This window comes from Amycolatopsis sp. NPDC114484, assembly GCF_055633755.1.
Map to the genome: position 1 here is coordinate 80724 of NZ_JBVKDQ010000001.1, position 11782 is coordinate 92505.

General features: G+C 69.9%; 12 protein-coding genes and 1 other RNA gene. 5 read left to right on the top strand and 8 right to left on the bottom strand.

Going from position 1 to position 11782, the window contains the following annotated elements:
• Positions 1–37: 37 nt before the first annotated feature.
• A complete protein-coding gene (locus tag ACZ7SW_RS00400) occupies positions 38–865 on the top strand; it encodes a spermidine synthase (protein ID WP_470229214.1) in 828 nt (275 codons plus the stop codon).
• Positions 866–881: 16 nt separating this feature from the next.
• On the opposite strand, the gene ffs is transcribed toward ACZ7SW_RS00400, so the two are convergent.
• From ffs to ACZ7SW_RS00420, 4 genes are all read right to left on the bottom strand, one after another.
• Positions 882–981: signal recognition particle sRNA small type (ffs, locus tag ACZ7SW_RS00405), an RNA gene on the bottom strand.
• Positions 982–986: 5 nt separating this feature from the next.
• Positions 987–1481, bottom strand: coding sequence for a GTP-binding protein (locus tag ACZ7SW_RS00410; protein ID WP_470228289.1), 495 nt, complete (start codon positions 1479–1481; stop codon positions 987–989).
• Positions 1482–1484: 3 nt separating this feature from the next.
• On the bottom strand, positions 1485–1904 hold the full coding sequence (locus tag ACZ7SW_RS00415) for a roadblock/LC7 domain-containing protein (RefSeq protein ID WP_009084595.1): 420 nt from the start codon (positions 1902–1904) through the stop codon (positions 1485–1487).
• Complete coding sequence (locus ACZ7SW_RS00420; protein WP_470228290.1) at positions 1901–4267, bottom strand: sensor histidine kinase; 2367 nt, start codon at positions 4265–4267, stop codon at positions 1901–1903. The genes ACZ7SW_RS00415 and ACZ7SW_RS00420 overlap by 4 nt, the downstream gene beginning before the upstream one ends.
• Before the next feature lie 261 nt (positions 4268–4528).
• Between ACZ7SW_RS00420 and ACZ7SW_RS00425 the strand changes: the two genes are divergently transcribed.
• Positions 4529–5434, top strand: a complete 906-nt coding sequence (locus tag ACZ7SW_RS00425) for a serine/threonine dehydratase (protein WP_470228291.1) — start codon at positions 4529–4531, stop codon at positions 5432–5434.
• Here the strand turns inward: ACZ7SW_RS00425 and ACZ7SW_RS00430 are convergent.
• Genes ACZ7SW_RS00430 through ACZ7SW_RS00440 form a run of 3 tightly spaced genes read right to left on the bottom strand, consistent with a single transcriptional unit; the run spans position 5421 to position 9480 of the window.
• Entirely contained in the window at positions 5421–7220 is a 1800-nt protein-coding gene (locus tag ACZ7SW_RS00430) for a glycosyltransferase family 39 protein (RefSeq protein ID WP_470228292.1), read from the bottom strand. The genes ACZ7SW_RS00425 and ACZ7SW_RS00430 overlap by 14 nt on opposite strands.
• Positions 7221–7265: 45 nt before the next feature.
• Complete coding sequence (locus ACZ7SW_RS00435) at positions 7266–8753, bottom strand: sensor histidine kinase (protein ID WP_470228293.1); 1488 nt, start codon at positions 8751–8753, stop codon at positions 7266–7268.
• Positions 8728–9480 carry a response regulator transcription factor gene (locus ACZ7SW_RS00440; protein ID WP_043834561.1) on the bottom strand — a complete coding sequence of 251 codons (753 nt, stop codon included), beginning with the start codon at positions 9478–9480 and terminating at the stop codon, positions 8728–8730. Before ACZ7SW_RS00440 ends, ACZ7SW_RS00435 begins: the two co-directional genes overlap by 26 nt.
• A gap of 170 nt (positions 9481–9650) precedes the next feature.
• Between ACZ7SW_RS00440 and ACZ7SW_RS00445 the strand changes: the two genes are divergently transcribed.
• Both ACZ7SW_RS00445 and ACZ7SW_RS00450 read left to right on the top strand, forming a co-directional pair.
• The gene (locus ACZ7SW_RS00445) at positions 9651–10217 is read left to right on the top strand and encodes a hypothetical protein (protein WP_470228294.1); all 567 of its coding nucleotides are present in this window, start codon (positions 9651–9653) and stop codon (positions 10215–10217) included.
• A 69-nt stretch (positions 10218–10286) separates the two neighbouring features.
• Positions 10287–10481 carry a hypothetical protein gene (locus tag ACZ7SW_RS00450; RefSeq protein ID WP_344265998.1) on the top strand — a complete coding sequence of 65 codons (195 nt, stop codon included), beginning with the start codon at positions 10287–10289 and terminating at the stop codon, positions 10479–10481.
• A gap of 1 nt (position 10482) precedes the next feature.
• Here ACZ7SW_RS00450 and ACZ7SW_RS00455 read toward each other — a convergent pair whose 3' ends face one another.
• Positions 10483–10929 (bottom strand): nitroreductase family deazaflavin-dependent oxidoreductase, encoded by a 447-nt coding sequence (locus ACZ7SW_RS00455; protein WP_470228295.1) that lies wholly within the window; start codon positions 10927–10929, stop codon positions 10483–10485.
• A gap of 126 nt (positions 10930–11055) precedes the next feature.
• Here ACZ7SW_RS00455 and ACZ7SW_RS00460 point away from each other — a divergent pair, with 126 nt between their 5' ends.
• The gene (locus ACZ7SW_RS00460; protein ID WP_470228296.1) at positions 11056–11736 is read left to right on the top strand and encodes a TetR/AcrR family transcriptional regulator; all 681 of its coding nucleotides are present in this window, start codon (positions 11056–11058) and stop codon (positions 11734–11736) included.
• The last annotated feature ends 46 nt before the right edge of the window (positions 11737–11782 follow it).

An 11782-nucleotide genomic window follows, 5' to 3' on the forward strand; every position in this document is an offset into this window, starting at 1 on the left:
CTCCCGTTCCGGTCGCGGCCGTGCGCCGAGCGGCCCGCTGCCGGGCAGTTATCCGGTGCGGTTCGGGACCGCCGAGCTGCTGCGCGACGCCGATCGGCCCAACGGCTGGCTGCTTTCGGTGGGCGGGGTGGCGCAGTCCTACGTCGATCTGGACGACCCGACGAACCTGGAGTTCGACTACGTGCGCCGGCTGGGCGATCTGGTCGACTTCCTTCCTCCCGGACCGCTCGACGCGCTGCACGTCGGCGGCGCGGGCTGTTCCCTGCCGCGCTACGTCGCCGCGACGCGACCGGGTTCGCGGCAGCTGGTGTTCGACGCCGACGAGCCGCTGATCAACCTGGTCCGCGAACAGCTCGACCTGCGCAGCGTCCCGAAGCTGCGGGTCCGGATCGAGGACGGCCGCGCGGGCGTGCGCAGCAGGCATGACGCCACCGCGGACTTGATCGTGCTCGACGCCTTCGAACGCGCGACGCTGGCCGGCGGCTTGGCGACCGTCGAGTTCGTGACGGACGTGGCCCGCGTGCTGCGACCGGGCGCGACGATGCTGGCGAATATCTCCGACGGGCCGGGGTTGCCGTTCGCGCGCCGGTTCCTCGCGACGCTGGCCGAGGTGTTCCCGCACGTCGTCCTGCTCGCGGAGCCCAGCGTGCTGCGCGGCCGCCGGTTCGGCAATCTCGTGCTGGCCGCCTCGCGGCTCGAACTGCCGACCGCGGAGCTGACCCGGCGCGCGGCGTCCTCGCCGTATCCGGCGCGGGTGGTGCACGGCGATGAGCTGCGGCAGCTTCGGGGGAAGGCCGCACCGGTCTCCGACGCGGAAGAGCTGCCTTCGCCGACACCGCCGGACGACGTGCTCGGCCTGTTCTGAAGCCAGCAGGGTATAAAAAAAGCGGGTTCCCCCCGTACCCGCCAGAGCCCGCTTATCCTTGCTGCCTTCCGGCCCTGGGGAAGTTCACAGGGTGGACGCCACGGGGGGTCCCCGCAGACGACTATAGCGGACTCGGTTGCCGCGGCTGCGCCCCCTGCGCCACTCCCGCTTCGACGAGGTCAAGCACCTCCCGCACCGACGCCGGGTCGCGGGCGTCGAACGGATGCACCGGGATGCCGTCGCGCACGGTCAGCGCCCAGCGCACGTCGTGCAGCGGCCGGGTGAGCAGGCCGTCGAAGCAGTTCACCCCGACCACGAACGGCAGCCGCAGCCCTTCGACCGCGTCGAGCACCGGGTAGGCGTCCGGGATCCGCCGCGGGTCGACCACCACGAGCGCGGCGTCCGCGCCCCGCACGAGGTCCGGCCAGCGGAACCAGAACCGGGCCTGTCCCGGAGCGCCGAACAGGTACCGCCGGCGCTCGCCCTCGCCGAGCCTGCCGAAGTCGAGCGCGGCGGTGGTCGCGCCCGCATCGGTGCGCACGGGCGCGATCTCCGAAACGGCGTGCACCGCCGTCGTCTTCCCGGCTCCGGCCGGGCCAAGCACGAGAATCTTCACGGGTCAGGCGAACGCGGTGTTCTTCAACTCCTCGACCAGCGCGGGGGTAAGGACTTCGGACGCGCGGTTGGCGAACATCGCCATCTCGTAGGCGATCGTGCCGAGGCTGGCCTGTTTGTTGGCCAGCACGCCGAGCGAGCAGCCGATGCTGATGGTGCAGACCACCAGGTAGCCGCGTTCCAGTTCGACCACCACCTTGTCCGGATCGCCGAGCGGATGGCTTTCGGACACGCTCTGGGCCAGCGCGAGCATCGCCGAGCAGGTCGCCGCGAGCCGGTCGGCGTCCGCGCGGTCGAGATCCTGGGACGCGGCGATCAACAGCCCGTCCGCGGACACCGCGAGCGCGGCGATCGCGCCTGCGGTGTGCAGCGCGAAGCGGTTGACCAGCCAGTTGAAGTTCTGCGCGGCGGCGGGAACGGTCATGATCCTCCTTGATCGGCCTGCTGAGCGGTCACTTGCTGTGCTTTGGCGACGCCGTCGGAAAACGAGTCGAAGGTGGCCCGCTCGGCGGCCGGATCGCGCAATTCGCGACGCGGCAACGGAGTGCGGACGATCTGCGGCAGTTTGAGTCCGGGAGCCAGCTGGGCGCCGGGGACGCGACGGTACACGCCGTCGCGGGCTTCCGGTGGCACCACGGTGAATTGGTGCGTCGGGGACGGGTCCGTGACGTCCTGCCCGTCCTGAGTGTCCGCCGTGTCCTTTGTGGACGCTTCGGACTCTTCGGACTCTTCGGGCTCTTCCGGTTCGTCGGGGAGTTCCAGCGTTCCGGTGCGGGAGGCGAATTCCGGTTCCGCCTCCGGCCATTCCGGCTCCGGCCCCGGTTCGTCGGCTTCGAGTTCCGGCGGGTCGATGAACCACCGGAACCCGGCCGGAGTCGGCGCGGACAGCGCGGCGATCGCGGGCGCGGGCAGCAGCACCGGCCGAGGGTCCGGCACCTGTCCTGGCTCGAAAAGCCCTGGCCCACGCCGGAAATCGACGTCCCGGGTGAACAGCGCCTGCGGCACCGAGACCCGGGCCGTCACGCCACCGTCCGGAGTGGACTCCAGCTCGACGCGCAGCGAATGCCGCTGGGCGAGCCGCCCGACCACGGCCAGGCCGAGCTGCTGCCCGGACGCCGCGTCGACCGGTTCGGCGAGCCGCCGGTTCTCGTGCGCCAGCCGGTCGGCGGGCAGCCCGATGCCGTGATCGGCGATGCTGACGAGCAGATCGCCGGAGGGCTGGAACTCCGTCGAAATCTCGACCGCGGATTCCGGCGGCGAGAACGCGGCGGCGTTTTCCAGCAGTTCGGCGAACAGCAGCACCAGGTCGATCCCCAGCGACGGCGCGAGCAGCGCCTCCGCCGGTTCGCCAAGCCGGATCCGGGATTCGTCGTCGATTTCCGCGGCGGCCGAGCGCAACGCGGTAGCCAGTTCGATCGGTCCGCCGACCCGGGTTTCGTCGCGGTTTCCGGTCACCACAAGCAAATCGTCGGCGGTGCGGCGCAGCCGGAGCGCGGCGTGCTCCACGCGGTGCAGCCCGGCGAGCAACACCGGATCGTCGGCACCGCGCGCCAGTTCCTCGACCACCGTGCGCTGGCCAGCGACCAGGTTCTGCGTGCGCTTGGCCGCTCCGACGAGCAGCTGGACACCGGCGCGGCGCGCGTTCGCCTGCTCGGTCACCGCGTCCGCCGCGGAACTGCGGAGCCGGTTGAACGCGGTGGCCAGCTCGGCCAATTCGCCGCCGGTTCCGGCATCGAGAGCGGGCAGCGACAGTTGCGGCGGACCCGATCCCGGCTCGGCGACCTGAACCAATTCAGCGGCGGCGAGGTCGGCGGTCGAGCGGGCCTGACCGCTCAGCCGGCGCAGCGGCCGGGCGACGGATCGGGCGGCCAGCACGGACAAAGCGGCAACCAGTCCGAAAAGGACAATCGCGGCGCCGCCGACGAGGAACGCCGTCCGGGTCGCGCTGGACGCTTTCGCGGAGGCGGCGTCGGCGATCGCACCGGAAAGCCGGGCTTCCACCGAGCCGCGCTGATCGGCGAGCTGAGTACCGGCAGTGACCACATCGGACACGAACTGCCGATCCTGCCTCGGCGCGGCGGCCAGCCGGTCGAACTGCTGGGCCATCGCCCCCGTCTCGACCGCGGCGAGCTGTACCGCGTCCTGGTTCCCGGCCAGCCGGGCGAACTGTTCTGCGTAGACGGCGGCGCGCTGACCTGCGCGATCAACGCCGGCGGACGCGATCAGCGCGGTCGCCCGGGCCGCTCGCTGCTCGTCCGCGCGAAGCAATGCGTCGAGGGCGTTGAGCTGCCGGGCGCCAGTACCGTCCGAAGTGGCCAGTCCCAGCGCGTCGATCACATCGACGGACATGGAATCGTAGCCAGAAGACACATCAGCTACGGAAATCTGACGATTGAGCGCGTTCTGCCGCAGTTTCGACAGGGCTCCGCCAGGGCTGACCAGGCTGTCCGCGACGCCGTGCGCAGCGCTGTCCACCGCCTGCCGCTGCCGGACGAGCGCCGTGTCGGTGGCCGACGGATCAGCGACGAAAGCGGCCGTGAGCAGGCCTTCCCGCTGCAACTGTGCAACCAGGCCGCCCACCCGCTGGGCCCGGGCCGCGCTGTCCGAAGTGGTCGCGGCCGTCGACGCGGCGGTGACCTGGGCGAGGACGAGCGGAACCGCCGCCGCTACGACCAGGATCAGCGGGGCCACGACCAACACAGTCACTCGCGCTTGCACAGTGCGGATTCCGAGGCGGTCGAGCAGCCGCGCAGCGGATTCATGCGACCGGGCCGAGCCGTCGCGCATCCACGTCACCTTCCGTTCCCGAGGAGTCCCGACGAGACCGAGGCGTGGAGTGCACCGAACGGGGACACCCGCAGGACGCTACTACTCTCAGTAGCACTCGTCGCGGTACGCACATGGTCGGACACCCCACGTCTGCGCAGAGCTTAGCGAGGCTTGCAAGATCTAGACAATGCCCTCTTGTGCCGTGTCGCGCCCTGACACGCTGGGGTTTTCCCGGCGAGCGGCACGCACCGGACGACGCGGGAGAGCAGAATGGCCGTTATGCGCACCGCACCTGCCGCCGCCGACGTCGCCGCTGCCCATCTCCGGCTCCGACCACACGTCCGGTGGACGCCGCTGTTACGCACCGAAATCGACGGTCGTCCGCTCGTCCTCAAACTGGAGCACCTGCAGCGGTCCGGTTCGTTCAAGCTCCGCGGCGCGGTAAACGCCCTGCTCACCGGGCCTAAGCCGAAGCGAGTGGTCACGGCGTCGGGCGGCAATCACGGCCTCGGCGTCGCCACCGCCGCGCAGGCGTTAGGCATTCCCGCGGTCGTCTACGTGCCGCAGTCCGTGCCGGAAGCGAAGGCCGCGGGCATCGAGGCGGCGGGCGCAAAGCTCATCCGGCATGGCACGGCCTACGCCGAAGCCGCCGCAGCCGCGCTGGCGGTCGCCGAGGAACCCGGCACCCGCTACCTGCACGCGTACGACGACGCCGACGTGATCGCCGGGCAAGGAACCGCGACGGCGGAGATCGTGGCCGACGCACCGGACGTCGATGCCATCGCCGTCGCAGTGGGAGGCGGCGGACTGGCGTCCGGCGCGACGCTGGCGGCGGACGGCCGTCAGGTGTTCGCAGTGGAACCGGAGCACTGCCAGGCCCTGCACGCCGCGCTCGCCGCGGGCGAGCCGGTGGACGTCACCATCGACTCCGTCGCCGCCTCCGCGCTCGGCGCGACGCGCGTTGGCGAACTGGCGTTCGGCATCCTCAACTCGCCGTCCGTCACGTCCGTGCTGGTTTCCGACGCCGAAATCCTCGCCGCGCGCGATCTGTTGTGGCGCGACTTCCGGATCGTGGTCGAACCCGCCGCCGCGGCTCCGCTGGCCGCCTGGCTGGCCGGGCACATCCCGGCCGAGTTGCCGTGTTTTGTCCTGTGCGGAGCCAATACCTCGGTCACTTTTGAGTGAGGTCGTACACCGTCGCGCCGCCGACCGTGGTGGCGTGGAAGTGCTGCTGGACCCAGGTCGTGATCTTGCCCGAGGTGCCGCGGCTGCCGCCCGGGCCGCCCCGGCCGTTGCGCGCGCCGACGACGAAGTAGTGGATGTCGCCGCTCGCCACGTACTGCTGGAATTGCGCGAGCGTCGGCGCGGGGTCGCTGCCGCTGAACCCGCCGACCGCGAGCACCGGTTTGCCGCTGTTCAACGCCAGCCCGGCGGCCTGCATCGCACCGGTTTCCGCGGCAGCCCACTTCGTCGTCGTGGTCTCCAGCAACCGGTTCAATTCCACATTGGACTGTTGCGGTCCGCCGAAACTGACGCGGCCCTTGTGCTGGCTTTGCGGTCCAGACGCCGGACTTCCGCCAGTGTGCGCCGTCGACGCGGTAGCGACCGTGAACGACGCCATCCCCAGCAGGGCAGCCACGAGCGCCAGTACCGCGACAGCCCGGCGTGCGGTCCCGATCAGCAGCGCGACCACGCCTAGGACGCCGAGCACCAGCACGGTGTACCGCACCCACGGCTGCCAGTTCGGCGTCCGGTGCAGCAACACGAAACTCCAGGCGACGGTCGCCGCCAGCATCACCGCGAGCACCACTCGCGGCGCGAGATAAGCGCGACCGCGCCACAGTTCAGTGGCGGAAATCGCGACGGTGGCAGCGATTCCCGGCGCGAGCGCGACTGTGTAGTACGGGTGGATGATTCCGCTCATGTAGCTGAACACGAGGGCGCTGATCACCGTCCAGGCACCCCACAGCAGCAGCGCCGCCCGCGTGCGATCAGTGCGCGGCGCTCGGCGGGTGAACCACAATCCGGCCACGAGTCCGATCAACGCCGCGGGCAACAGCCAGGAAGCCTCGCCGCCGAATTGCTCGGTGAACAAACGAGTCAAGCCCGCCTGGCCGCCGAATCCTTTCCCGGTACCAGAAAACTCCGGCAGTTTCGGTCGCGCGTCCCCGCCGTGCGATTGACCGAAGATCCGGCCGAGCCCGTTGTACCCGAAGGCCAACTCCAGCACGCTGTTGTTCGTCGACCCGCTGATGTACGGCCGATCGGCCACCGGCCACAACGCCACCGCGAGCACCCACCAGCCCGCGGAAACGACCACCGCCCCAGCCGCGGCGAGCAGTTGCCACACCCGCCGTCCCAGCGAAGTCGGCGCAGCCACCGCGTACGCGAGCACGAAGGCAGGCAACACCAGGAACGCCTGCAGCATCTTGTCGAGGAACCCGAAGCCGATCGCGACCCCCGCCAGCAGCAACCACTTCGTGCTCGCGTATTCCAGTGCCCGCACCAGGAAATACCCGCCAGCGACAAGGAGCAGCACCAGGAACGCGTCCGGGTTGTTGAACCGGAACATCAACGCGGCGACCGGGGTGAGCGCGAGCAACGACCCCGCCAGGAGTCCGGCCACCGGTCCGGAAAGCCGCCGCACCGCCAGATACAGCAGCCCGACCGAGCCCACGCCCGCCAGCGCGTCCGGAACCAGCGTGCTCCAACTGGAGAAGCCGAAGACCCGCCCGGACAATCCCATCACCCACAGGGAAAGCGGCGGTTTGTCGACCGTGACCACGTTGCCCGGATCAAGCGAACCGAAGAACCACGCTTTCCAGTCCCACGTGCCCGCTTGCACGGCCATCGCGTAGAAGTCGTTGCCCCAGCCGGAGATCGCGACATTGGTGAGATACAACGCGGCGGTGCCCAGCAGCAGCACCGCGACCGCGGGGCGCACCCAGCGTGGCGCGTCGACAGTCGTCATGGCTGTCATTCTCACGGCCCGGGCTGTGCGCGGGCTGTGAATCACTCACGAAGGAGTGTTGCCACCGTCACGCAATTGCGGAAACGAGGCCACGAATTCAGTCCGGCCCGGCCCGCTGGCGACCATCACCCGCCCGGAATGCGCGGCTACCACCGCCGCGACAATCGCCAACCCCAGCCCGGTGCTCCCCGCGGCACGCGAGCGCGAATTGTCGCCGCGGGCGAATCGCTCGAATACCTCGGGCAGGATTTCCGGCGGAATTCCCGGCCCATCGTCCACAACGGACAAAGTGACCCATCCGTCCCGGGTGGACAGTGCGGTCGTGACCGTGGTGCCCGCGGGCGTGTGCGCGCGGGCGTTGCCAAGGAGATTCAGCACCACCTGGTGCAGTTGCCCGGAATCGCCCAGCACCGCGATCGGCTCGCCGGGAAGCTCCAGCAGCCACTTGTGTTCCGGGCCGGCGACGTGCGAATCGGCGACCGCGTCCGCGACCAGCCGGGACAGATCGACCGGTTCGTGCACCACCGGGCGCCCGGAGTCGAGCCGGGCGAGCAGCAGCAGATCTTCCACGAGCGTCGTCATCCGCGCCGATTCGGATTCCACCCGGCTCATCGCGAACGCGATGTCCGGCGGCACCTGTTCGCCGCTGCGCCGGGTCAGTTCCGCATACCCGCGAATCGCGGCGAGCGGCGTGCGCAATTCGTGGCTCGCGTCCGCGACGAACTGCCGCACCCGGCTTTCGCTGGCCTGGCGGGCGGCGAGCGCCTCGGCGATGTGGCCCAGCATCCGGTTGATCGCCGAACCGACCTTGCCGACCTCGGTTCGCGGATCAGTGTCCACTTCGGGCACTCGCTCGGACAGCGCGACCTCGCCGCGGTCCAGCGGAAGTTCGGAGACCCGGGAAGCGGTAGCGGCGAGCCGGTCCAGTGGGGCCATCGTGCGCCGGATCGTGACCGCACCGGCGAACCCGGCGACGAGAATGCCGCCGAGCGCGACGCCGCCGAAGATGAATCCTAGCCGCAGCAACGTTTCCGTGACCCGGGTCATCGGCAACCCGATCACGGTGAACTCGCCGCGCGGCGAATACGTCGCGACCACCCGGTATTTCCCGAGGTTCCCCGGCAGCTCGACCGTGCGGCGCTGGCCGTTCGGCGCGAGCACGAGCAGGACCCGGTCCTGTTCCGCGGTCAACGGGACCAGGCCGAGCGGACCGATCACCTGCCCGTTGAGCTTTCCGTCGTGGACGACCAGGCTGAGCGTCCCCTCGGGCTGGCCGAGCACGCGCAGCGGGTCCGGCGGCAATTTGCCGGGAGTGCCGATGGGCGGCCGCGGCACGCCGTGCCGGAACCCGCGATCGCTCGCCGCCGCCAGCTGCTGGTCGAGCTGCCCGACGAGGAAGCTGTTCAACGCGAGTTCGGTGACCACGCCGACCACGAGGCAGACCAGCGCGAGCAGCGCCGCCAGCTGCATGATCAGCCGACGGCGCAAGGACCACGGACGGCGGCGCTCAGCCCGCGGCGGGTTTGAGGACATATCCGGCGCCGCGCATGGTGTGGATCATCGGTTCCCGATCGGCGTCGATTTTCTTGCGGAGGTAGGAAATGTACAGCTCGACGATATTGGCCTGGCCGCCGAAATCGTAGCTCCACACGCGGTCGAGGATCTGCGCCTTCGACAGCACCCGGCGCGGATTGCGCATCAGGTAGCGCAGCAATTCGAACTCGGTCGCGGTGAGCGGCACCAGATCGCCGCCGCGGTGCACCTCGCGGCTGTCCTCGTCCAGCGTCAGATCGCCGACCACGAGCTGCGACCCGGTCGACCCGGAAACACCGCCCGCCCGGCGCAGCAGCGCGCGCAGCCGCAACGCCACCTCTTCCAAGCTGAACGGCTTGGTCACGTAATCGTCGCCGCCCGCGGTGAGCCCGGCGATCCGGTCCTCCACCGCGTCTTTCGCGGTGAGGAAAAGAACCGGCAGATACGGCGTTTCGGCACGCATCCGGCGCAGCACCTCGAGCCCGTCGAAATCGGGCAGCATCACGTCGAGCACCACGGCGTCCGGCCGGAAATCGCGGCCGACGCGCACCGCCTCGGCTCCGGTGCCCGCACTGCGCACCTCCCAGCCCTCCATTCGCAGGGCCATCGACACGAGTTCGGCCAGCGTCGACTCGTCGTCGACGACCAGCACCCGGACCGGGCTGCCGTCCGCGCGGCGCAGTTCGGCCTTACCCCGGCCGGCAGATGCGGCGTTCACACTGCTCATGGTGCCATCTTCGGGGCCGGCCTTCAGGTCGAGCTGTGCCCCGGCTGTGCGTTTCCTGTGCGGTGTTTCCCCGGATGGGCGCACAGGTGTCCCCCACTTCCGGCACAGCTTCCGCACAGCGGCCGCCCCGACGCTCGGGAGAACAAGCTCGAACGTTTCCGGAGGAGACCATGACGACCGATCCAGCACAGGGCGCGACCTGGGGAGAGCAGCCTGCTCCCGCACCCGGCGGCAGCGGCCCGGGGAAGACGTGGTCGGGCCGGAAGACCGCGATCGCGGCGGGCGTCGCGGTGGTGATCGCGGTGGGCGGCGGACTGGCGATCTGGGCCGGGACCAGCGGCAACAACGCGAACGCGCAGCAGGGTCAGGGTCCAGGCGGTTTCGGCGGACCCGGCGGACAGGGCGGTTTCGCCGGCCGCGGAGGCATGGGCGGGATGGCTGCGTTGCGGGATGCGCTGCACGGCGACTTCGTGGTGGCCGACCCCGCTGGCGGATACGTGACCGAACGCCTGCAAACCGGGACGATCACCGAACTCAGCGCCACCTCGGTGACCTTGACGAGCAAGGACGGCTACAAGCAGAGCTACACGCTGGATTCGTCGACTAACAAGACCGGTTCGCCCAAGTCCGGCGACAACGTCACCGTGCTCGCGAAGGTCCAGGGCACCACCGCCACCGCGACGTCTCTTGGCGAAGCGCAGCAGTTCGGCAACGGACAACCTCGCCGCCGCGGGTAGTCCGTGAAGGGAACCCTGAGAGACTCTGATTCCCTCAGGGTTCCCCTCACAGCGAGCGAGGAGATAGTCGTGAAGCGGTGGATCACGCTGGCGTGCGGTGTGGTGCTGGTGCTCGTCGGCGCGGTGTGGGTGCTGCAGGGCGTCGGAGTGCTGACCGGCAGCTTCATGACCGGCCAGAAACTGTGGTTCCTGATCGGGCTGGTCGCGTTCCTGGTCGGGGTGGTCCTCGTCGCGGCCACCGCGTTCCGGAAACGCACGCACTGACTCACCGAGCGAAGATCTCGAACACCGGGTAGCCCGGCGCGATCTCCAGCAGCTTCTCCTCCGGTGCCTTCGCGTCCACGCCCTCGAAGAACACCCCGACCTCGAACGCCCAGCGCTTGAGGTACGAGCGCAGGATGGCGGGCTTCTCCTCGTTGGACAGCTCGCGGTAGGTGAACGTTTCGGTGCGGCGTCCGACAGTCAGCTGGCCCTCGCCCGCGGCGCGGAGGTTCCGCGCCCACTGGGTTTCGCCGCGCGCGGCGACCAGGTACTGCTTGCCCTCGAACGGCAGCAGGTTCACCGGAACCTCGCGCAGTTCGCCGGACTTGCGGCCGCGGATCCCCAGCACCCGGCTGCCCCACACGCTGACGCCGTGCTTGGTGAGCCAGCGGACGAGGCCGTTGAACGCCGCGGTCGCCTTGCCCGGTTCGACGTAACGAGTGCTGGTCATGGGGCCCTCCTCGGTTTGCGAGAGCAGTGCTCTCTATTGTGAATAGTGAACACCGCTGGGTCGCCGCGTGTCAAGAGCAGTGCTCTCGGTTTTGCGCAGCGCTCTCAATCAAGGCACACTGATCGCATGACTGCCGCACCCCGGACCGCCCGCGAACGGGTCCGCGCCGAGCTGACCCGCGAGATCAAGGACGAGGCCCGCCGCCAGCTGGCCGAGGTCGGCGCGCTCGGACTTTCCCTGCGCGCGGTCGCCCGTGAACTCGGGATGGTCTCGTCGGCGCTGTACCGGTACTTCCCGAGCCGCGATCACCTGCTCACCGCGCTGATCGTCGACGCGTACAACGCCGTCGGAGAAGCTGCCGAGCAGGCCGACCCGCACACCGGCGACCCGCGCACGCGCTGGCGAGCCATCTGGCGCGCGACCCGCGAGTGGGCCCGCGCGAACCCGCACGAGTACGCGCTCATCTACGGCTCGCCGATCCCCGGCTACCAAGCTCCGCAAGACACCGTCGGACCCGCCGGACGAGTGGCGTTCGCACTGGTCGCAGTGCTGCGCGACGCGCATCCGCACGAGCCGGCGGTCACCGCGCCGATGTCGGAGGAGCTGCGCGCGCAGGCCGATCAGCTCACCAAGATCCTGGATATCGACGCGCCGGCCGAGGTCGTCATGCGTGCCATCGGCGCCTGGACGCAGCTGTTCGGCGCGCTCAACTTCGAGCTGTTCGGCCAGTACGTCGGCAGCGTCGACCCCGCCGACGCGTACTTCGAGCACCTCATCGGGCAGATGGCGGACTTCGTCGGTCTGTAGTCCGGGGTAAGTTCGCCGTGGCGCAAGAACGAAAGGCGGGTTCGAC